The sequence below is a fragment of the Photobacterium sp. GB-210 genome (genome assembly GCF_003026075.1).
Lineage (GTDB): Bacteria > Pseudomonadota > Gammaproteobacteria > Enterobacterales > Vibrionaceae > Photobacterium.
In genome coordinates this window covers 577,773-600,837 of record NZ_PYNU01000002.1, presented here as the reverse complement: position 1 = coordinate 600,837, position 23,065 = coordinate 577,773, and the positions used below count along the sequence as shown (strand labels likewise).

Annotated in this window: 19 protein-coding genes; 14 read left to right on the top strand and 5 right to left on the bottom strand. The window is 38.6% G+C overall.

The window, feature by feature from the left end:
- The first annotated feature begins 100 nt into the window (after positions 1–100).
- The 3 genes from C9J38_RS06260 to C9J38_RS06250 are packed head-to-tail and all read left to right on the top strand — an operon-like array spanning position 101 to position 3,194.
- Positions 101–652 carry an ECF-type riboflavin transporter substrate-binding protein gene (locus C9J38_RS06260; RefSeq protein WP_005368393.1) on the top strand — a complete coding sequence of 184 codons (552 nt, stop codon included), beginning with the start codon at positions 101–103 and terminating at the stop codon, positions 650–652.
- A 2-nt stretch (positions 653–654) separates the two neighbouring features.
- Positions 655–2,349: an ABC transporter ATP-binding protein gene (locus tag C9J38_RS06255; protein WP_107206334.1), complete on the top strand. Its 1,695-nt coding sequence runs from the start codon at positions 655–657 to the stop codon at positions 2,347–2,349.
- A 2-nt stretch (positions 2,350–2,351) separates the two neighbouring features.
- The gene (locus C9J38_RS06250; RefSeq protein WP_107206333.1) at positions 2,352–3,194 is read left to right on the top strand and encodes an energy-coupling factor transporter transmembrane protein EcfT; all 843 of its coding nucleotides are present in this window, start codon (positions 2,352–2,354) and stop codon (positions 3,192–3,194) included.
- A gap of 85 nt (positions 3,195–3,279) precedes the next feature.
- Here the strand turns inward: C9J38_RS06250 and lgt are convergent, their stop codons facing one another.
- Complete coding sequence (lgt, locus tag C9J38_RS06245) at positions 3,280–4,080, bottom strand: prolipoprotein diacylglyceryl transferase (RefSeq protein ID WP_107206332.1); 801 nt, start codon at positions 4,078–4,080, stop codon at positions 3,280–3,282.
- Between the two features lie 412 nt (positions 4,081–4,492).
- Between lgt and C9J38_RS06240 the strand changes: the two genes are divergently transcribed.
- The gene (locus C9J38_RS06240) at positions 4,493–4,738 is read left to right on the top strand and encodes a hypothetical protein (protein WP_107206331.1); all 246 of its coding nucleotides are present in this window, start codon (positions 4,493–4,495) and stop codon (positions 4,736–4,738) included.
- 52 nt (positions 4,739–4,790) lie between these two features.
- Here C9J38_RS06240 and C9J38_RS06235 read toward each other — a convergent pair whose 3' ends face one another.
- The 3 genes from C9J38_RS06235 to C9J38_RS06225 form a co-directional block, all read right to left on the bottom strand.
- A complete protein-coding gene (locus C9J38_RS06235) occupies positions 4,791–5,696 on the bottom strand; it encodes a cation diffusion facilitator family transporter (RefSeq protein WP_107206330.1) in 906 nt (301 codons plus the stop codon).
- A 149-nt stretch (positions 5,697–5,845) separates the two neighbouring features.
- Positions 5,846–6,331, bottom strand: coding sequence for a DUF1456 family protein (locus C9J38_RS06230; protein WP_107206329.1), 486 nt, complete (start codon positions 6,329–6,331; stop codon positions 5,846–5,848).
- A gap of 78 nt (positions 6,332–6,409) precedes the next feature.
- Entirely contained in the window at positions 6,410–7,312 is a 903-nt protein-coding gene (locus C9J38_RS06225; RefSeq protein ID WP_233217668.1) for a hypothetical protein, read from the bottom strand.
- Positions 7,313–7,499: 187 nt separating this feature from the next.
- On the opposite strand from C9J38_RS06225, the gene C9J38_RS06220 reads away from it, so the two are divergent.
- The 5 genes from C9J38_RS06220 (at position 7,500) to budA (ending at position 14,661) form a co-directional block, all read left to right on the top strand.
- A complete protein-coding gene (locus C9J38_RS06220) occupies positions 7,500–8,693 on the top strand; it encodes a VWA domain-containing protein (RefSeq protein ID WP_107206328.1) in 1,194 nt (397 codons plus the stop codon).
- Positions 8,690–10,156, top strand: coding sequence for a lytic transglycosylase F (locus tag C9J38_RS06215; protein ID WP_107206327.1), 1,467 nt, complete (start codon positions 8,690–8,692; stop codon positions 10,154–10,156). Before C9J38_RS06220 ends, C9J38_RS06215 begins: the two co-directional genes overlap by 4 nt.
- 675 nt (positions 10,157–10,831) lie before the next feature.
- On the top strand, positions 10,832–12,022 hold the full coding sequence (locus C9J38_RS06210) for a NupC/NupG family nucleoside CNT transporter (RefSeq protein ID WP_105059977.1): 1,191 nt from the start codon (positions 10,832–10,834) through the stop codon (positions 12,020–12,022).
- A 242-nt stretch (positions 12,023–12,264) separates the two neighbouring features.
- Positions 12,265–13,929 carry an acetolactate synthase AlsS gene (gene alsS, locus C9J38_RS06205; protein WP_107206326.1) on the top strand — a complete coding sequence of 555 codons (1,665 nt, stop codon included), beginning with the start codon at positions 12,265–12,267 and terminating at the stop codon, positions 13,927–13,929.
- A gap of 12 nt (positions 13,930–13,941) precedes the next feature.
- A complete protein-coding gene (gene budA, locus C9J38_RS06200) occupies positions 13,942–14,661 on the top strand; it encodes an acetolactate decarboxylase (RefSeq protein WP_107206325.1) in 720 nt (239 codons plus the stop codon).
- A 232-nt stretch (positions 14,662–14,893) separates the two neighbouring features.
- Here budA and C9J38_RS06195 read toward each other — a convergent pair whose 3' ends face one another.
- The gene (locus C9J38_RS06195) at positions 14,894–16,573 is read right to left on the bottom strand and encodes an alkaline phosphatase (protein ID WP_107206324.1); all 1,680 of its coding nucleotides are present in this window, start codon (positions 16,571–16,573) and stop codon (positions 14,894–14,896) included.
- Between the two features lie 456 nt (positions 16,574–17,029).
- On the opposite strand from C9J38_RS06195, the gene C9J38_RS06190 reads away from it, so the two are divergent.
- The 5 genes from C9J38_RS06190 to C9J38_RS06170 all read left to right on the top strand — a co-directional run bounded on the left by C9J38_RS06190 (position 17,030) and on the right by C9J38_RS06170 (position 23,052).
- Positions 17,030–18,256: an NAD(P)/FAD-dependent oxidoreductase gene (locus tag C9J38_RS06190; protein WP_107206323.1), complete on the top strand. Its 1,227-nt coding sequence runs from the start codon at positions 17,030–17,032 to the stop codon at positions 18,254–18,256.
- A 144-nt stretch (positions 18,257–18,400) separates the two neighbouring features.
- Positions 18,401–19,006, top strand: coding sequence for an S-(hydroxymethyl)glutathione synthase (gene gfa / locus C9J38_RS06185; protein ID WP_107206322.1), 606 nt, complete (start codon positions 18,401–18,403; stop codon positions 19,004–19,006).
- A 176-nt stretch (positions 19,007–19,182) separates the two neighbouring features.
- Positions 19,183–19,752: an S-(hydroxymethyl)glutathione synthase gene (gfa, locus tag C9J38_RS06180; RefSeq protein WP_105059970.1), complete on the top strand. Its 570-nt coding sequence runs from the start codon at positions 19,183–19,185 to the stop codon at positions 19,750–19,752.
- Positions 19,753–20,370: 618 nt separating this feature from the next.
- Entirely contained in the window at positions 20,371–21,501 is a 1,131-nt protein-coding gene (locus C9J38_RS06175; RefSeq protein ID WP_107206321.1) for an S-(hydroxymethyl)glutathione dehydrogenase/class III alcohol dehydrogenase, read from the top strand.
- Between the two features lie 306 nt (positions 21,502–21,807).
- Entirely contained in the window at positions 21,808–23,052 is a 1,245-nt protein-coding gene (locus C9J38_RS06170) for a dicarboxylate/amino acid:cation symporter (RefSeq protein ID WP_107206320.1), read from the top strand.
- Positions 23,053–23,065 lie beyond the last annotated feature (13 nt).

The following is a 23,065-nucleotide window of genomic DNA, read 5'->3' as shown; positions in this document are numbered from 1 at the left end:
CGGTGACATTTACTTAACCATAAAGCATACGCGAATCCAGTTTTTATATGTGTTGTTCAATATTCGTTGAATAATTATCAAGAGTTTACAAGGTTTAGTTATGAGTCTTTCAGCCAAAACGGTTGTTCTGATTGCTATCGGTGCTGCACTTTACGGCATTGGGGGGTTACCTATGTTTGGTATTCCTGTTTTTGCAAACACAACTTTAAAGCCAGCTATGGCTGTACTGGCACTATTCGCTGTTCTATTTGGCCCATTAGTTGGCTTTCTTGTTGGTTTTATCGGCCACTGGGTAACAGATCTGTTTGCCGGATGGGGAGTTTGGTTCACTTGGGTTTTAGGCTCTGGAATCGTTGGTATGATCATTGGCTTATATCCTAAACTCACCCGCGAACGCTTGGAAAAAGGCCTTTTTTCTAAACTTGATTTCACTCTATTTGTAGTACTCGCATTCTTAGGTAATGTGATTGGTTATGGCTGCTCTGCCTTTTTAGACTCAATTCTCTATGCCGAACCTTTTGCCAAAGTCTTAGCGCAACTTGTCATTATTGCGGCAGGTAACACAACGTTAATTGCCGTTGTCGGACACTTTATTTTGACATCTGTTGCTAAACGTAAACAGCAAAGCTACAACCTCAAAGAGGCATATTAAGCATGGCTATTCAATTTACTGATTTTTCATTTAAATATTGGGCACTTGAAAAGCCAACATTAAAAAATATCAATCTCACCATTAACGCTGGTGAGAAAGTCGTGATTGTTGGCCCTAGTGGTAGTGGTAAATCAACATTGGGACAATGTCTTAATGGTCTCATTCCATATGCAATCAAAGGTGATTGTTCAGGTACACTCACTATTAATCAGCAAGATACTCAAAAAATGGGCCTCGACTACTGTACAAGTATGGTTGGTACAGTATTGCAAGATACTGATGGTCAGTTTGTAGGGTTAAGTGTCGGCGAAGACATTGCTTTTGCGCTCGAAAATCAAATGATCCCACAAAAAGAGATGCACGATATTGTGCAAGCAACGGCTGACATGATTGATTTGAACGCGATTATTGACCACTCTCCATTTGATTTAAGTGGAGGTCAAAAACAGCGTGTATCTTTAGCCGGTGTGATGGTTGATGATGTTGATATCCTGTTATTTGATGAACCTTTAGCAAGCCTTGATCCCAAAACAGGTAAAGCCGCAATAGAGATCATTGATAAGCTGCATAAAGATACAGGCAAAACAGTGATTATCATTGAACACCGTTTAGAGGATGTGCTCCATCGTCCCGTTGATCGCATCATTATGATGAATCGTGGTGAAATTGTTGCAGATATGACGCCTGACGAATTATTAGCAAGTACGGTGCTTGAGCAGCACGGTATACGTGAACCTTTATATATTTCTGCTATTAAAGCGGCGGGTTGTACACTTTCAAAAGACGATCACCCCGCTTATTTCTCTACCCTTTCGCTAGATAAATTTAAGCCACAACTAGAGCAATGGTTTCATCAGGTGGCGCCAGTACAAAAGCCTGAGCTTAGCGAAGTATTATTGAGCGTGAAAAACTTGTCTTACTCCTATGATGGCGTAAAAAACACCCTTAATGATGTTAGCTTTAATGTCCATAAAGGTGAATTTGTCTCTATTATGGGAAAAAATGGTTCGGGCAAGTCAACCATCACCCGTTTAATCATGGGAGTATTGGAGCAAGATAGCGGTACTATTTCGTTAAACGGTAATGATCTCGCCAGTTGTTCTATCTTTGAACGCAGCCATAAAATTGGCGTGGTATTACAAAACCCCAATCATATGATTTCACACCACATGATTTTCGATGAAGTCGCATCTGGGCTTCGTAACCGTGGTGTTGACGAAAATACAGTAAAAGACAAAGTTAATCACATGCTTGAGCTCTGTGGCTTAGGTCGTTACCGTGAATGGCCGATTGATGCACTGAGTTTTGGCCAAAAGAAACGTGTAACTATTGCGACTATGCTTGTGTTAGAGCCTGAACTGTTGATCCTTGACGAGCCAACAGCAGGACAAGACTACCACCACTACACCGCAATGATGGCATTCATTAAAGAGCTTAATGAAAAGCTTGGTATTACCATCATTATTATCTCGCATGATATGCATTTAGTACTGGAATACACACAGCGCGCCATTGTTATTGCTGACAGCCAATTGCTAGCAGATGACAGTGTCTACCGTATATTTAGCCAGCCAACCCTACTTGATAAAGCTAACTTAACAGTGACAAGCCTTTACACTTTAGCTGAGGCTATGGGCATTACACGTATCGACAACTTCATCCGTTGTTTTATTGAGCACGAAGCAAAAACGAAATAATCATGAAAACCAATAAATTCAAATTTGGTATTAGTTATATTAATACCCATTCATGGCTACACTCGCTAAACGGTATTACTAAACTCATTCTCTTTATGGCTTGGGTTACCATGGTATTATTGACGTTCGATCTACGTGTTATTTGTGGATTGATTATTTTAGGTCTGTTCTTACTTAAAGAAACCCAGATACCTTTTAAGGTTTACAAACCGTTACTCATGGGTACAGCTGTCGTTTTACTGATGAACGCATTATTTATGTTCTTGATTGCACCGCAGCAAGGCACCGATTATATGCACAGTAAAACCGTTCTGATCCATCTCTTTGGTCATTACGATATTACGCTTGAAACATTGTTTTACTTGTTAACAGTGACACTAAAATATTTCAGCATGTTCCCGATCGCATTGGTGTTTGTGTTCACCACTCATCCGACAGAGTTTTCAGCAAGTTTAAACAAACTGGGGGTACCTTATCGTGTTGCTTACGCTGTTAGCTTAACCTTACGTTATCTGCCAGAAGTGATGAAAGACTTCACTAATATTATGCATGCTCAACAAGCACGTGGGGTGGATATTTCAAAAAATGCACCAGTGATGACACGTATCCGTAATGTCGCAAAGATTCTTGGTCCATTAATTTTTTCAAGCTTAGATCGTGCAGATGTCATTTCCAATGCAATGACTTTACGTGGTTTTGGACGTAATAAAAAACGTACTTGGTATAGCTTAAAACCAATGACTAAAAATGATGTCATTGCTTTAGCAATTATTGTAGCAATACTTGGTTTTGGTATTTTCCACCGCGTTGAATCCACCAGCTTATTTTGGTATCCGTTCCACTGATTACTTTAGCTTTTCAGTATCAGTTAACAGCAACAAAAAAGCCGATCATGAGATCGGCTTTTTGATATCTTCAGTGCAAATCGTTTTAACTTTGTGATTCTCGCGCTAATCGACGCGCTTTTTGACCTCGAATCACCAAGATAATACCAGCAATAATAAATGGAATACTTAACAGTTGACCTGTATTAAGCACAATATCTGTAGAATAGTCAGCCTGATGGACTTTAATAAATTCTAATAAGAAACGTACTGTCATGACTAATACTAAGAACCAACCTAACAGTAGCCCCTTATACTTACCAATATCTGTTTTACGATAAAGCGCAAACAATAAAACAAAAATGGCTAAGTAAGAAAACCCTTCATACAACATAACAGGGTGACGCGGGATCATATCAACCCGTTCAAAAATAACAGCCCATGGAAGATTACTCGGTGTACCAAGAATTTCTGAATTAAAGAAATTACCCGTACGAACAAAGAAGCCGAACAATGCTGTCGCGATAGCTAAACGATCAAGTAACCACATGAAGTTAATTTTGTAGCGCTTAGTATAGAAGTAGACGGCTAGAATAACACCTAAACCACCACCGTGACTCGCTAACCCACCGTTCCATACCGCAATAATCTGGCCAGGGTTCGCCCAGTAATAGTCTGGATCGTAGAACACTACATGAAATAAACGCGCGCCAACAATAATACCAACGACGGCGTACATTAATAATGAATCTAAACTTTCTACCGGCTTATCTTCACGTTCATACACTGACTTCATAACTTGGAAACCAGCAGTAATTGCTAACGCAAATAACACACCATACCAATGAATCTTCAAGCCGAAGATTGACACCATAACGGGGTTTACATCCCAAACAAAATGTTCCAACGAGATTACCTTCTCAGTAATATAGTGTCCAAACAAGATGGACGACTTACAATAAGCACAGGTTATCAAGAAAAATCACTATGGTGAATAAACGTTAGCTTAATTTAAGTAAATTTAATCCTATCCGTCAGTTCATAACTATCTTTATGTCTGTTTAAAGCGAGATAGATAAACAAATTCGGCCTTTTTCTTACTCTTATAAAATGCATTGTCTGTCCGTGTCATTAATATTTCAACGTCATCATCATCGTGAGAAATAGCCGCACCAATAAAAAATGGTTATGCCGTTAACTCGTTAATTAAATTAATAATTATTGCGGCCACTCTTTTTCTAAATATAAACAACACATGAATATATCTGCTATAACTTATTAAGCGGCTCTTTTTATTACCATAAAAACAAGGACTGGTTATGATGAAGATTTTCGTTATCAGCTTATTTTTCTCATCCGCCTTACATGCTGCACCTTCATTACATCACCTCGATTACTCAATTGATTTCCATAATAAATACGGTACTGATGGCCTACTTATTTCAAGCCCGAACATTCAATTTATTTACAAAGAAATCGATAGACATTGCTATAAAATTGTCAGAGATCGTAGTGCTAGAATTTATTGGTCACAAGCTAATAATAAAAAGTGCTTATTGAAGTAGAGCTGCCTAAAATGCTTTAACTAAAAAACGTTTAAATCTTTAATCTAATAAACTACTGCTGTATACCGCAATGTTGATGCTTACTATCACATGCGTAAGATGATGCCTCAATTTGTACTGTCACATGTTCAATTTCAAAGTGATCATGAACATAATGTTTAATTTCATCAGGTAAACCTTGCCCCTCAACATACTCATCAACAACAAGGTGAACTGTCATGGCATTTTCAGTAGTACTCATCGGCCAAACATGTAAATCATGGAAAGTATTAACATGCGGCAACTCTGCTAAATAGGTTTTTAATGCTGATATATCAACGTTGTTCGGCACCGCATCTAATGAATAATTGATTGAGTCTTTTAGTAAGCTCCACGTACCGATTAAAATTATCACGACAATCGCTAAGCTCATCGTAGGATCTAACCAATCCCACCCAGTAATATTTATAATCAAAGCGGTAATAATCACACCAAGAGAGACTGCGGCATCACCCGCCATATGAAGGAAAGCCCCTTTCATATTTAAATCATGCTTTTGTCCTTTGGCAAATAACATCGCTGTCGCAGCATTGATGATCACACCAATAAAAGCCACCACCATCACCGTGGTACCAGCCACTGGACGGGGGTCAGAAAATCGTAGAACCGCTTCCCATGCAATTGCTCCAAGCGCAAACAATAATAATAACGCACTTGTTAATGAAGCTAATATTGTCACTTTACGGAACCCATAGGTTCGCTGCTCAGTTGCCGCTTTTTTTGCTAATGCAAAAGCTCCCCATGCCAAGACCAAAGTAACAACATCGCTAAGGTTATGCCCTGCATCGGCTAGTAATGCTAAAGAATCAGTAATAAAACCATAAGTCGCTTCTACAATGACATAAAGAAGGTTTAGTACAATCCCTATTGCAAAGGCGGAGTTGTAATTTGAAACATGGTGTTCATGTGAATGCGCCATTGGCCGTTTTCCATAAATTTAATTTCTATTAATTTTACTCTTTCTAATAAAAATCACATGCAACCTGATATTACAGATGTAAAAAAAGCAGCCAACGCTGCTTTTTATCACTTTCGATTTATTGTGTTATGTCTATAAAAACAACACGATTATTCGGCTTCAACCGTCGCAGATTCATCACCACGAAGGTTGATCTGTAATGCTTGTAAAAAGTTACGTAGCACCTGATCTTTACACTCACGGTAGTGTTTATGATCAAGCTTACGGAAAAACGCACTTAATTCATGCTTACTTAAACGGAAATCCACCAGCTTAAACAAATCTAATACATCATCTGCTTTTAGATTTAAGGCAATTTGCAGCTTACGGAAAATAATATTATTCGTTAGCTTTTGCTCTGGTACTGGTTGTGGACCTTCTTTCTTGCCACGCTTTTGATTGATAAGGCCGTTAAGAAACGTTGCAAATTCTTCATCTGAACAGCTTTTGTAATCGTCATTGTCTTCTGGCTTTAACCAGTTACATACTTGCTCACGAGTTACAGTTGCATCTGCTTGTGCAAAGATTTCAATTAGTTGGCTATCATTTAAATCAAAGATGTAGCGTACACGGCGTAAAATATCGTTATTAGTCACAGTTTTTCCAGTTTAGTAGGCTGCCCCTTCATGGGGATCACAGCTAAGTTTTGGCAGATACTAGCAGATGTTGCAGGGTTATTCACTTGCATTGATCAAAGATGACACATCTACCGTTGCTATCATTGCTTTAGTTAATGGGTTCTTCTCACTGGTAATTAAGAGTTTATTATCCTTATACCAATGCACAGCTTCCCACTGTGAATAAATTCTTAAACGCTTATATTTAGCCGTTGACCAATCCAATTGATTGTTTTTCACTTTGACTAACCAAATAAAGGAATAACCTAAAAAGATGTCTTTACGATAGCCTAATAACGCAAGTGTTGAGGTCTTGGCGTTATAATCAGCACTCGTAATGAGTCCTTCTGTTAAATAATCCCCAACCGGTGAGACCGTCTGGCTAGATTGAGTCGTACTGAGTCGGTATAGCTTGGTATGCTCATTTTGCCAGTTTTTGCTAAATAGCCATAATTGATCACCCACAACTGTTATCGCTTCACTATCGAAATTATGTTGATACGTTTTACCCGGTTTAAAATCTTTAAAACGGTATCGAATAGTTGAAACAGGCGTGACTGACGAGCCTTTTTCAAGCGAGGCGAGTGGTACTTTATAAATCACACCTCCATCACGGCGTGTTGAGTTATTTCCTGTATCACCAATGTATAAATAGCGTTTACTCTGCGCTAAATCTTCCCAATCATAATTTTTACTGCGTTTAACCGTCACCGTTTTTGTGACTGTTTGAAAATTAGAAGACAGTTGATAAATCTGATTTCGGCTGCCGCTGTCATTATGTGACCATACATGCCCATTAATAATCGCCAAACCTGATGATTCATTTAAAACTTCAGGCAAATTTGCCAGCACATCAACGTCTAAAGGCTTACGTACTGAATACGTAGACGCTGAACTACAACCTGATAAACCGAGTAACACTACCATCAGATAGATGTTTTTTTTAAATATATCCGCCACTGACACTAACCTATTAAATTTAAAATGCGTGATGACTTAGCATGTTTTTATTACCGTTAGCTTGTTATTGGAAACCACAAATATTGCCTCAAACTCGGCACAAATAGCACTTACCAACCATACTTAGAGAATTAGTTTTTAGTGTACGCTGACATTTAGCACTTAATATATTGATATGCGAGATATTATGCTGATACGACTATTAATGCTCAGTTTTCTTCTGGTGGTCTCTATTCCTACCTACAGTAGCAGTGATAAAAAGCCACCAGCACTCGTATTGCCTGAGATTTTACAACCAGAACAAACAAATAATAATAACACGCCCATACCTTTTACTCGTACAGGCCCCACAATTCAAGTCGCGATCTTACTCGATGCTAGTGGCTCTATGGGGGGATTAATTAATCAGGCAAGAGAGCAGATCTGGTCAATCATTAATGCCATCGCAACAGCCAATAAACATGATCGCCCTGTTACTTTACAAGTTGCATTGTTTGAATATGGTGTTGAACATCAATCAAAATATGATGGTTATTTACGTTTACTCTCACCACTCACCTCAGATCTTGACCAATTTTCAGAAGCACTATTTGCAATAAAGATTGGAGGGAGTAAAGAATATGCGCCACAAGTAATTCAAGAGGCAACAAACCGTTTACAGTGGAGCCCCCATAAAGACGATCTTCGTTTAATCATCATTGCAGGTAATGAAGAGTTTCAACAAGGTGATATTCCGATTAGCCATGCTATTCCTCTAGCAGTCAGTAAAGATATCATCATCAACACCTTATATTGCGGCCCCCATTTAAAAGGTCGTAAATTACAGTGGGCAACACCTGCACTGCTGAGCCATGGCAAATATTTGAATATCGACCATAAGAAGAAAGCCCCCCATATTGAGACCCCTTACGACGATGATATCATCCAACTGGGCCGTAAAATTAATGACACTTACATCGGTTATGGTACAAAAGGGGCAAGTAAGAAAAGCCAGCTAATCGCTCAAGATATGAATGCATCAAGCCTTTCTAAATCTAGTAGCACAGAGCGCAGTATTGCCAAAGCAGGAAAGCAGTATAAAACACAAGATTGGGATTTGATTTCGCTTGCCCAACAAAATTTAGAACAAGGTGTAGCGTTCGCGAAAAAAGATCAACAGCACTATCATGGATTAAATGAGCAACAAATCACCGAAAAGCTTAAACAACAAATCGCACAAAGAGTACAGCTGCAACAACAGATATCAACGTTAGAGCAAAAACGAAAACACTTCATAAAACAATCGAAAAATGAGAACACAAAGGCTAAGGATGATTTGGGAAATGCGATTATTTTAACCATACAGGATCAAGCTAAATCAAAAGGCTTTAGTTTCCTATGAACGTTCGACTAAAAAGGCTGTTATTACCTTTATGGGTATATCTGGCTTTACTCTTTACTTCCAGCACTACTTTAGGCTTAGCACTGTCCCCGCTCACAGGCCCAACTTACACTGGCGATCTTAGCGTCCTTGAAAAAAAAAGGGTGCTAAGAGTATTAGTTTCGGCTGACTTAGGTTTTTACTATATTGAAGATGGTCTTCCAAAAGGCATTATCGCTGAATTACTTCACCACTTTGAGTTAGATATTCATAAAACTTATCCAAAACTCAATATTCAAGTGATCCCTGTACATCGAGATCAACTCATCAAATTCTTAATTACTGGATATGGTGATCTTGCCGTCGCTAATTTAACCATTACTGAACAGCGCAAAAAGCAAGTCGCCTTTAGTGAGCCTGTACTTACCAATATTTCAGAAGTTATTATTAATAATATTGATTCACCTGAAATTACAAAAATAGAGCAACTCAGCGATCAAGATATCTGGGTAAGAAAAAGTTCGAGCTACTATCAAAGCCTACTTGAAGTCAATAATCGTCTATTACTCCAACGCCTAGCGCCAATGAAGATCCATTTTTTAGAAGAAACACTGCAAGATTATGAGTTGTTGGAAATGGTTAATCTCGGGTTGATGAATATGACCGTTTTAGATGATCATAAGATGAAAATATGGAACAAGATATTACCAAAATTACGCATGAATTCTGCTTTCGTTTTAAGGAAAAACGGTGAAATAGCCTGGGCAATGAGAAAAGATAGCCCTAAATTAATGAAATTAGTTAATAGGTATATTGAACAAATAAAATCAGGGTCATTATTAGGAAATGTTATTTATAACAAGTATTTAAATAATCAAGGCTGGATAACAAACCTATTGAACCATAGTAATATGGATAAAATGGAAAAACTTTCTGATCTGTTTTTTAAATATTCTACGGAATATGATTTTGATTATTTAATGATGATGGCTCAGGGTTTCCAAGAATCAGGGCTTAATCAGCATAAAGTCTCCAATAAAGGTGCCGTTGGCATCATGCAAGTACTACCAAGTACAGCAAGAGATCGATATATAAATATTCCTAACATTTATATAGCAAGTAATAATGTTCATGCGGGTATAAAGTATATGCGCTATATCCAAAATAATTACTTAGATGATAGCAGTCTAACCTATGATAATAGAATGTATATGACACTCGCCTCTTATAATGCAGGACCTGGCAATATTAGAAAAATGCGACGTTATGCAAAGGAAAAAGGCTATAACCCTGATATATGGTTTAATAATGTTGAAATTATTACCAGGAGATATATAGGCAAACAACCTGTTGTCTACGTTACAAATATAAATCGTTATTACATTGTCTATAAACAATTAATGCGTTTAAAAAAATACCGCCAGAAAGGTGTCCGACCTTTTGTTCCACCTTACCGGTTTAATGTCCCTACCATTCTTGAATAAGTATACTTACTTACGTTGAGCCGCCTTTCGTTTAGACGATCAACGTAAGTTAGCCATACATGCATTATTTAGCCTTTAAGCTTTTATTCAATCTTGTTTCATTACGCTGATCGTGTCGATGGAAGTACCATAGCTTACGATTTTTAGAGGATTTTTTCATCGTTTCTATTCCACTAAATTATCACGAATATAATATTTCATTTTGTAAGACAAATGAATATTAAGTGCAGCATTGAATCATATTTAAAAAATTCTGAAATTTATTTATCTAAAATATTATTTTCCATATTTATTAAACATAATAAAAAATAACATTTGATATACACAGAGACTACAATTGCCTATTTAATCATCGTGTTTTTACCGATTGGACTACTGCGATATTCCAAAACCACTAAAAAGTATTTTTCAATCATATTACAGGTGAGATTCAGTTCACAGTTATGCTCATTTGGCATGTTGATGATACAGTTATATGAGCGTATAACGACAACCCAGTAATGACAGGGCTCTTTCGAACTGCAATCGTTTGCCGCAATCGTAATTCATCTAAGCACGTAATAGTGACAGAAAATTACGCGACCCAAAAGTGAGACTTAAGTCACTTTTAGAGAGAAAGAAATATTTAAACATAAGTATATATCTTGATAAGAATCACACTGAGAGCAACCAAACATGGTCTATCTACATTTCGTTTTAGGGTTAATCGTTATCGCAGCCCTAGCACTTGTTGCAAGTAATAACCGTAAAAACATCAAGTACAGATATATTATTCAGCTACTGCTTATTGAAATGGGATTAGCCTACTTCTTGCTTAACTCCTCAATGGGTACAGGGATCGTTAAAGAGTTTGCTGATGGATTTAATGGATTACTCAATTTTGCCGCAGAAGGGACAAATTTCGTCTTTGGTAACCTATCTAACAATGATGGCTTTAACTTCTTCTTAAGTGTTCTAATGCCAATCGTATTCATTTCAGCACTGATTGGTATTCTTCAGCACATCAAAGTTTTGCCATATGTCATAAAAGGCCTTGGATATTTATTATCAAAAGTTAATGGCATGGGTAAACTTGAATCCTTTAACGCTATTAGTGCCTTAATGGTCGGTCAATCTGAAAACTTCATCACCTATAAAGATATTCTCGGTAGAATGTCTGAGCGTCGCATGTACACGTTAGCGGCAACAGCCATGTCAACCGTATCGATGTCTATTGTCGGTTCTTACATGAAGCTAATCGATCCTAAATACGTCGTGGCTGCCTTGTTTCTAAACATGTTTAGTACCTTCATTATTCTCTCTATCATTAACCCATATGACCACGAAGCAGAGATGAATATTGATGAGATGATGGCGGCTGAAAGTGGTGAGAAACTGACGTTCTTTGAAATGTTAGGAGAATATATTCTTACTGGTTTTAAAGTCGCGGTTATTGTAGCGGCAATGCTGATTGGTTTTATCGCGCTAATTTCAATGATTAATGCCGGCTTTGATGCTGCATTCGGTATTAGCTTCCAAGATGTTATTGGCTACGCTTTCTATCCATTTGCATGGATCATGGGTATCCCTGCTCATGAAGCCCTACAAGCAGGTAGTATTATGGCAACCAAGCTTGTTGCTAACGAATTTGTAGCAATGCTGTCACTACAAAAACAAGTAAGTGAATTAACACCGCACACCGTAGGTATTGTTTCTATCTTCCTTGTGTCATTCGCTAACTTTAGCTCTATCGGTATTATTGCTGGTGCTGTAAAAGGGGTGAACGAAGAAAAAGGTAATATGGTGGCACGTTTTGGTTTACGTTTGCTTTACGGTTCAACGCTCGTTAGTTTTCTATCAGCGTTAATTGCAGGCATCATGATTTAATCGTTGTCATTGCCATTCCTCCCTTAAAATGCCGGTCTTTTCTAATATGAAGGCTGGCATTTTTATTACATCGTAAATTCCCCCTCCCCTTATTTATCTGTAAATTGAGAATTTAACTTTCATTTTCAGTTATTTGATTTGTATGATGAATGTATAGAATTGTGCCACTCATCACATAAAATTCGAATTCACGAACAATGTCCTGAGCCTATTAACTTAATAAATATAATTTTGAGGCTTATATGTCGGATAAAACCGTCTCTGGTGCTGAACTGGTTGTTGAAACTTTAAATGCACATAACATTCCACACATTTTTGGTATTCCAGGTGCAAAGGTGGATGCTGTTTTCGATGCTGTTTGTGATAACGGACCTGAAATCATTATTTGTCATCATGAACAAAATGCAGCGTTTATGGCAGCAGCAACAGGGCGTTTAACGGGTAAAGCAGGCATTTGTTTAGCGACCTCTGGCCCGGGCGCATCAAACCTTGTCACAGGCGTTGCAACAGCGAACAGTGAAGGTGATCCTGTGGTTGCACTTGCAGGTGCTGTACCGCTTTCGATGTATTCTCACAATACTCACCAATCCATGGATACCCGTTCACTGTTTACTCCTATCACCAAATTTTCAGCAGAAGTGATGGATAGCGGCTCGGTATCTGATGTTGTACATAAAGCTTTTCGTATTGCAGAGCAACCTACCCAAGGTGCTAGCTTTGTTAGTCTACCGCAAGATATTCTAACTAATCGTATTCCTTACCAACCAGTACAACAGCCTAATCCAATTTTGTTCGGTGGTGCACACCCGCAAGCTATTCGTCAGGCTGCTGATCGCATTAATGCTGCAAAAAATCCGGTGTTATTACTGGGTATGGATGCAAGCCAGCCTTTTGTTACTGATGCCATTCGCCAACTACTCAAACAAACACCAATTGCCGTTGTGAATACGTTTGCCGCAGCTGGGGTTATTTCTCATGATTTATACAACTGCTTTTTAGGTCGAGTGGGCTTATTTAAAAACCAACCCGGTGATATTGCGTTAAACAGCGCAGACTTAATCATCACCATTGGTTATAGCCCCATTGAATACGATCCGATTCTTTGGAATAAAGATGCAAATACCCCAATTATTCATATTGGTTATCAACAAGCAGATTTAGAAATTAGCTATAACCCTGTTTGTGAAGTTGTGGGTGACTTAGCGGTGTCTGTTACGTCTATTGCTTCTGAATTAGATAAGCGAGAATCCTTAGAAAGTAACCAACAAATCCAATTATTACGCCACGATTTACAACATATTATGCAAATGGGGATAAATAAAACCTCATCAAACGGCGTTCACCCACTTCGTTTTGTTCATGATTTACGTCGCTTTGTCAGTGACGACACCACTGTATGTTGTGATGTAGGCTCTATCTATATTTGGATGGCACGTTACTTCCACAGCTTTGAACCTCGTCGTTTATTGTTCAGTAATGGTCAACAAACATTGGGCGTCGCTTTACCTTGGGCAATTGCAGCTTCCCTTCTTCACCCTAATGAAAAAGTCATTTCCATGTCTGGTGATGGTGGCTTCCTATTCTCATCAATGGAATTAGCCACGGCCGTGCGTCATAAATGTAATATCGTTCACTTTGTTTGGACTGATCACAGTTATGACATGGTTAAGATTCAACAGCTTAAAAAGTATGGTCGAGAGAGTGCTGTCAGCTTTATAGGTCCTGATATTGTTAAGTATGCAGAAAGTTTCGGCGCACATGGTTTAGCGATCAATACTGCCGATGATATTGAGCCTGTTATGCGAAAAGCTATGAGCTTAAGTGGCCCAGTATTGGTTAACGTCAATGTTGATTATAGCGATAACAGTCGCCTACTTGATCAACTTCATCCATGCCAACAAGATTAATAGGAGCATCACATGAGTGCCGAAACACATAACAAAACGTTCTACCAAACCTCAATGATGAGTGCATTAATTGCAGGCTTATATCAAGGTGATTTCACAATTGGTCAGTTATTAGATCATGGTAACTTTGGCATTGGTACCTTTAACGATCTTGACGGTGAAATGATTGTAATGGGTGATGACGTTTACCAACTTACAAGCACAGGCGATGTTCATCTTGTTGATCACGATATCACCACACCATTTGCTTCGGTTGTTAACTTTGAGCCAAAAGCAAAACTGAGTTTAATTGAACTAAGTAAAAAAGAATTTGAAACGTGCTTAGAGCAAGATCTACTCGCTCACAACGCGATTAATGCCATCCGTTTAACAGGTAAGTTCTCGTATGTTAAAACACGTACAGTGCCGGCTCAGCACCGTCCATATCCACCTATGGTTGAAGTTGTTAAACATCAACCTATTGCTGAAATGACGCATGTTTCAGGTGTGATGATTGGTTTTAAAATACCAGACTATATGATTGGTATTAATGTGCCGGGGTTCCACTTTCACTTTATTAGTGATGATCGTACTCAAGGTGGTCATGTGAGTGACTTTATTCTCACAGAAGGTAATGTTGAAGTTGAAATATTTAAAGATTTCCACCTTCGTATGCCCGCCTCACAAGAATTTGATCGCGCAGATCTTCACCCTGAAGATCTGCAAACTGCGATCCATGTAACTGAGAAATAAATATTGAAAAGATTAGGCATTTCTTAATGACAAAAGGAGCGTTTATTAACGCTCCTTTTCTTTTATCTGCTACTTTTCGTACCACCTAAGATCACTCAGATCGAATACCAGTTTGTGTAGGATCACTCGGTAATGAAACGGTAATTTCTTTCTTATTAATAGCAAATAAAAATCCTAACTCATTCACCAAACGGCAATTCATCAGGTTATTCATTGTTAATTATAAATAGGTTTAGCTGACCATTAATCCATTTTGGGTCACCAGCTTCTGAGTTTCTACTTGGTACTCTTTCTCTTTTACCGTCGAAACAAAGTGCCACGTTGAAAACACTTGCTGATGATCAAGATCTAAACGAATAAAACCACGTTGTTTTAAATTAACCCATTGAAGATCTGAAACTAATTGAGGTAGGATAAATTCCATCTGCCCAATAGTTTGTAAATCTAACCCTAAATATTTTTCTAATCCGGGAGAGGTCACCGAGCTTGTTGCAAACTCAATCCCCACCCCATTTCCTTTATGATCACTTAATTCACTACACCAAGCATTGTGGCTATCGCCTGCTAGCGTGATAAGTTGTTTATTTAACGTTGTCGTCATGCCGTATAACCATTCACGCTCCATATAAAACCCGTCCCAAGCATCTAAATTATATGGAAGTAAATATGGGTCTGAACTTGGATCAGCTAAATAGGTATTAATTGCATTCTGTACCGCGATCATCGCAGCTGACTTGTTTGCATCACTTGCCTGAAATAATTGAAACAGCCCCATCATGACACTACTTGGCATTTCAATCTTACCCATTAACACTTGTTGGCCTAACAATGACCATTTTGCCGTATTCGTTGTCATACGCTCACTGAGCCATTGCTTTTGATCATTGCCGAGTAACTTGCGTTCAGGAGCACGTGCCTGTTGAATTAACCCAGAGATAGATTCAATCGATGTATCAGCCAGTGAAAAGTAATCAAGCGGTTCATCTCGTGCGACAACGCGGGTATCTAACATATATAAGTCAAACAAATCACCAAAGCTAAAGTCTCGATAGGTGATCATAGAAGAAACAGGATTTTCTCTAACGGGTAACCATTCTAGCCAAGCTAGAGCAGCTGCAGCTCGACGTTGAGCAAAGTCACCTTCTTGCTGTTGATGATTCTCAGCCCCTTCTCGCCATGTATCATTGGCTATTTCATGATCATCCCAAATAGCGATCATTGGTAATGCCGCATGTAACGCTTGAAGATCACTGTCGCTACGGTATTGCGCATAACGTTTGCGATAATCATCTAAAGTAAGGCATTCAGACTCTTTACTTGGAATGCGATTTAAACGTTGTGCATCTTCAGTGGCATACTGCCCAGCCCCATATTCATAAATATAATCGCCTAAATGTAGTACTGCATTAATAGGTGACATTTGGTGCTGCTTAACTATTTCTCGATACACATTAAAGTAACCAGCAGGAAAATTAGAACATGACACGACGGCAATAGACGCTTTATCTAATTCACCTTCTGCTAAAGTTTGAGTCTGCCCTATAGGACTTAACGTATCATTGGCTTCAAAACGATAATAATAATGTTGATTAGGTTGTAGACCGTTAACATCTACCTTTACTGTAAAATCTTTTACGCTATCGGTCGTCACCTCGCCTGAAGCAACAATCTGCATAAATTTCTCATCAGTCGCAACTTGCCATTGAACGTCAATTGAGCGTGCTTCTGTCGTAATACGCGTCCAAATAATAACGGCATGTTGTAAAGGATCACCACTCGCAACGCCGTGATTAAAGCCAACTTTAATTTTCGATTTTTGTTGCTGTTGATCATTACTATTACATCCTGTAAGCGAAGTAACCATCGCTGCTGATGATAGCGCTTTTACAAATCCTCGACGTGATAACGACATACCTATTCCTTTAAATATAATAACTGGTCAAACCAGAAGGAATATCGCATGTCTTTATGACGTTTTTATTTGAGTGGGATGTAATTTTTATTAACAAAACACTCAGAATGTGTAAAACAGCAACAAAAGATACCATTAAGGCATCCAATTATTACCTGTCAGTAAAAGTAATTTGACATTTATAATCATTGTTATCTTATCTGAAATAAATATAATACCTTCCATCGAAGAAAAGTACGGTTTTGAAAAAAAAATCCTGCTTTAGCTCACAAAACTTGAATTTTGGTGAATTTCATTGTCTTATATCAAAGAAATTGATCTTATAAATGATAGAGCATGCCATTCCATATAGGCATACTCACAAAAAATAGAGTAGCAACGGATTAGCTCATTAATTTAATGATGGTCAAACCATCCCCTGTGGAATGAAGCCCGGGGTGCCTTTGAGGAATTCGTATGTCACGAATCGTTATTGTAGGTGGCGGTGCCGCAGGCTTAGAGTTATCAACTCTATTAGCAAAAACCGTACGTAAAGAAGATGAAATTATTCTTGTAGAACCAGAAACGCATCACTTCTGGAAACCTCGCTTGCATGAAATTGCAGCAGGTACTTTTGATAGCGACTTAGATACAGTTTGTTATTTCACCCATGGTGCACGTCATGGCTATCAACATTACCAAGCCGCGATGACAGATATTGATCGTGATAATAAAATGCTTTCTGTTCGTCGTCCTGATGGTACAGAAGCGGCTTTAAAATACGATTACCTTGTTATTGCGATTGGTGCGGTAAGTAATGACTTTAATACCACTGGTGCAAAAGATCATTGCTTATTCCTAGATTCAGCAAGCCAAGCGCGTCAAGCATGGCATCAAGTTAGCCAGATCCTTCGTGCAAGTGAAGATCGCTCAGTAAATATTGTTGGCGCTGGCGCGACTGGTGTTGAGCTTGCAGCAGAGCTTGCTCGTGTTAGCCACAAACTTCAACGCTATAATGGTGCCCCACTGCATATCAACTTGATTGAAGCTGCAGGTCGTGTATTACCAAATAGCCCTGAAAAAATGTCAGAAAAAGTACAAAAAGAGCTTGAGCGTAATAACGTAAATGTTCTTCTTGATACACGTATTCGTGAAGTCACTGAAAAAGGTATGCTAACAGTTGATAACCGTGAGTTAGATGCTGACGTACAGTTCTGGGCTGCGGGTGTTAAAGCACCGGATTGGCTAAACGGTATTGGCGGTTTAAGTTATAACCGTATGAACCAAATTCAGGTGAATGCTAATTTAACAACAACCGTTGATGACAGCATCTTCTCTTTAGGTGATTGTGCATCAATCCCTCAGGCTGATGGCAGCTTTGTTCCACCTAAAGCACAAGCGGCTAACCGTGCAGCAGTACACCTAGCGAAAAGCTTAGGCGGTATGCTACGTGGTAAACCATTGACTGACTTCGAATTTAAAGATGGCGGTATGGTTGTTGCTGTTGGTCACCATTTTGCAGTCGGTTCATTTGCACCAGGCTCAAAGATGGAAGGTAAAATGGTACTACAAGGTCGCTTGATCCGTCGTTTATACGATACGATCTTCCGCCTGCACCAACGGACAGTGACAGGTATGTTCACCGTTTCACGTTTAATGATTGCTAAACGTCTAAAAGCGGTATTTAAGCCAAACGGTATTTAATCTGTAAATTGCCTTCTACTATGACGGTCAATATAACGACTATATTGACCGTTATTAATCTCTCTGAATTAAATTATAAATATCCAACATCTTACTATTTTCGTAAATAGTGAATCCGTACACCAAAATTAAATAAGTCTAATAATGCTAAATCTATTCGCTAAAATTTTTAATCGTAAAAACAAACCGACTATTATTAATATCCACCCTGCTGTTAATCGTGGTATTAATCCAACTAATAACACGTTAAATGGCGGTAAATTACAGTGTCATTGCCGACATAATAAAGTTGTTGTTAATTTAGAGTCACAAACAGCGCATAACCATATTTGTGGTTGTTCTAAATGTTGGAAACCTAAAGACGCGCTATTTTCACAAGTTGCTGTTATTCCTCGCGACAAAGTAACAGTAACAGCAAATGCAGATAAACTAAAAGTTGTTGATGACGCTGCTGTGATTAAGCGTTTTGCGTGTAAAGACTGTGGTGTTCATATGTATGGCCGTATTAAAGATACTAACCACCCATTCTACGGCTTAGATTTTGTCCATACTGAACTATCGCCAACACAAGGCTGGTCTGCACCAACATTTGCTGCTTTTGTTTCTTCAATCATTGAAACGGGCACAGATTTAAAAGACATGGCTGCTATCCGTGCTCGCATTGAAGAACTAGGTATGGAATCTTACGATTGCCTATCTCCAGACTTAATGGATGCCATTGCTACTCATATTGCACAGCAAAACAAGTAATAATTTAATTTTATTGTTTCTAATCAGTAATAATCATTTACTGTAAAACAGATTGTTTAAATCTAATTAAACTTTAGAATACTTCTATTCGCTAATTAATATTTAATTAACGAATAGAAAACTAAAAATAACACTCTAACTCTACATTTAATTATAAATAATATAAGAGCATCTTTATGTCTATTAAATTACACCCATCAATTGATAATGGCTTTATTGCAACTAAAGAAAACTTTGTTGGTGGCGTATTAAGCTGTAAATGTGACACAAATACAGTTCGAGTTAAACTTTCTGGTCAAACAGCACATAACCACGCTTGTGGTTGTTCTAAATGCTGGAAGCCTGAAGGCGCAGTTTTCTCTCAAATCGCTGTTATTTCTCGTGACAACGTTGAAGTGATTGCAAATGCAGACAAACTCGTTGTCGTTGACCAAAATGCAGCAATCAAACGTCACGCTTGTAAAGAATGTGGTGTTCACATGTACGGCCGTATCGAAGATACTAACCACCCATTCCACGGTTTAGACTTTGTTCACACTGAACTATCAACTGACGAAGGTTGGTCTGCTCCTGAATTTGCAGCATTTGTTTCTTCTATCATCGAAACGGGTACTGATCCAAAAGATATGGATGCAATCCGTGCGCGTCTAAACGAACTAGGCCTTAAGCCATACGATTGCCTATCTCCAGCACTAATGGATGCTATCGCAACTCACGTTTACGCACAAAACCATAAAAGTGCATAAGCGATAAAATAAATCCAATAACGTTTAAAGCACATGTAAACCATTCGGGTTGCATGTGCTTTTTTATTTACGTAAAATAAAATACATGAATGACACAATACTGCATTATTGCCGTCTTCCACACGATAACAATCACACCTATTGTTTTTTTAAATCCCATCCCAAACAGCAACTTCATAACGTTTTTAAAATAAACCGCTCTCCCATAGCGACAAATAACACTTATACCTTTTACTCATTCAACCTAATCACGCTGTTCAAGCACACTCAATAAACCCACTCTTAAAAGTCAAAATAAACTATAAAATCAGCAAGATACACTTTTCCTCTTGAGTGTTTATAACATTAAAAATGGAATACCTAAAAATTCCTTTAAAACATAAGCTACAATAGCGTATAGTTCTTTACTAATATTTAAAGTTAATTTTATGCTTTTAACGGAAATGATAATTTTTACTATTACTATTTGGTAATAATCATTTTCCATATCAAGGGATTATCATTTGCTAAGAAATAAATATAATAGTTCCATCAAGACGACATGAGTAATATCGTTTAATTGTCGTATTTTAATAATAATTATCGCCAATCAAGTTGGCTTAACAGAGTGATTTAACGATGACTGATAAATTTATCAAATCAAAAGCTGCGATTGCATGGGGTCCAAAACAACCACTTTCAATTGAAGAAGTAGATGTAATGTTACCTCGTGCAGGTGAAGTTCTCGTTCGCATCGTAGCAACAGGCGTATGTCACACTGATGCTTTCACACTATCAGGTGATGATCCAGAAGGTATCTTCCCTGCAATTCTTGGTCACGAAGGTGGTGGTATTGTTGAAATGGTTGGTGAAGGCGTTACCGATCTTCAAGTAGGCGACCACGTTATTCCACTTTACACTGCAGAATGTGGCAAGTGTAAATACTGTCTATCTGGCAAAACAAACCTATGTCAAGCAGTACGTGAGACACAAGGTAAAGGTCTAATGCCAGACGGTACAACACGTTTCTATAAAGATGGTCAACCTATCTTCCACTACATGGGTTGTTCAACATTCTCTGAATACACTGTTCTTCCTGAGATTTCACTAGCGAAAATCAACAAAGAAGCACCGCTAGAAGAAGTATGTCTACTAGGTTGTGGTGTTACTACAGGTATGGGTGCGGTACTTAATACAGCGAAAGTTGAAGAAGGTAGCACTGTTGCTGTATTCGGCCTTGGTGGTATCGGTCTAGCAGCTATCATTGGTGCAACAATGGCTAAAGCAAGCCGCATCATTGCTATCGACATCAACGAAGACAAGTTCGACCTTGCTCGTAAACTAGGTGCAACTGAGTGTGTTAACCCTACTAAGTTCGATAAGCCTATCCAAGAAGTGATCGTTGAGATGACTGACGGTGGTGTTGATTACTCTTTCGAATGTATCGGTAACGTAAACGTGATGCGTTCTGCGCTTGAGTGCTGTCACAAAGGCTGGGGTGAGTCTGTAATCATCGGTGTTGCAGGTGCAGGTCAAGAGATCTCAACTCGTCCATTCCAACTAGTAACAGGTCGCGTATGGCGTGGTTCTGCATTCGGTGGTGTTAAAGGCCGTTCAGAACTTCCAGGTATCGTAGATCGTTACATGGCAGGTGAGTTCCAGTTAGATGACTTCATCTCATTCAACATGGGCCTAGACAAGATCAACGAAGCATTCGATCTGCTGCACGAAGGTAAGAGCATTCGTACTATCATTCACTTTGATAAGTAATTTTCCTCTTATTTAAGCTACATCCTGTCTTCGTAACGACTACTGTCTGTTACGAAGACAGGCGAGATTTTATCTCACACCTTTGTTCAAAACCTGCTACGGATCAGCACTTCCTCTTTTAGCGAAAGTAATAATAAACCAAATTTTTCTGTCAGTCGTAAAGACAACCGACTTATCGTTAATTGAGAATTGGCATTTGCCACGCTCTGGTACTCTGTGTCAGAGCGCTTTTTCTTATAAAAAATTATAACAACGCTCATTTTTATTTTTTAATTTTATTCTCAACGAACGTTACAAGAGACTCTCATGCATCGCCGTTTATTAAAATCATTACCATTTCAATTACTTATTGCTGGCTTGTTAGCATGGGCGTTAGCAACACTGCTACCACTATCGTCAGGGTTTGAAACAAGCACAACCTTCAAGCTCCTTATGTTATTAAAAACCACTTATATTGGTTTACTAAAAATGCTTGTTGGTGCCGTAGTGCTATTTTCATTGCTACGTGGTATCACCAGTATCGGCTCAATAATTCGATTAAAAGAGCTTGGTTTAAAAACAGTTTCGTTTTATGCCTTTACTTCAACGCTTGCGATTGCATTAGCCTTAGGTGTTTCACTGTCACTGCCTAAATGGCCACAATTAGTCGATACTTCAAAAGTTCATGTCAGCAGCCATGTTCAATTAATCGATCAAACCTCCGCCTCCGGTGGCGCTATTGTTGAAAAGCTATTTAACATGGCATTGGTAAACCCTTTTCAAGCAATGGCAACAACTAACTTATTAGCGATTGTTGTATTTGCGCTATTACTTGGCATTGCACTGCTGGCAAGCTTACCGGAAAAGCACCCTGTATTTGAGGTTATCGATGGACTCAATACTGCCGTTAACCGTGTGGTATCGTGGATCATCAAACTAGCACCACTGGCTGTATTTGCGATTGTTTTCCAATTTACTCTTCAAAGCGGTAATGCCATTTTTGGTGAACTCGCCCGCTTTGCGTTACTGGTATTTACTCTAACCTTTATTCACGGTGGTTTTGTCTTACCTATCATCGCAAAAGTCGTGACAGGTATTAAGTTCAAAGACTTATTTAGAGCGCTATCAGCACCAATGGCCATGGCATTTGCAACATCATCAAGTTCAGCAACGCTACCACTTTCAATGCAAACAGCGGAAGAAGAGCTTAACATTTCACAATCAACCAGCAGTATGGTATTGCCGCTTGGCTCTATTATGAATATGGATGGTACAGCCCTTTTTGAAGGCGTAGCAGCTATCTTCCTAGCACAGCTTTACGGTATCGACTTAGGTACTGGTGGTCTAATCATGATTTTCATCATGGCAATGGTCTCTTCTATTGGCGCACCAGGTATGCCGTCAGGTTCTATGTCAGGTATGCAGTTAGTCATGCTGGCTGTCGGTATCCCTTTAGAGGCAATCGCAATTTTATTGGTTATTGAACGTCCGTTAGATACCTTTAGAACAGCCGTTAACGTTGAAGGTGATTTGATTGCAGCACTTGTTGTTGATAAATGGCAAAATAAGTAACCTTAACTTAAGC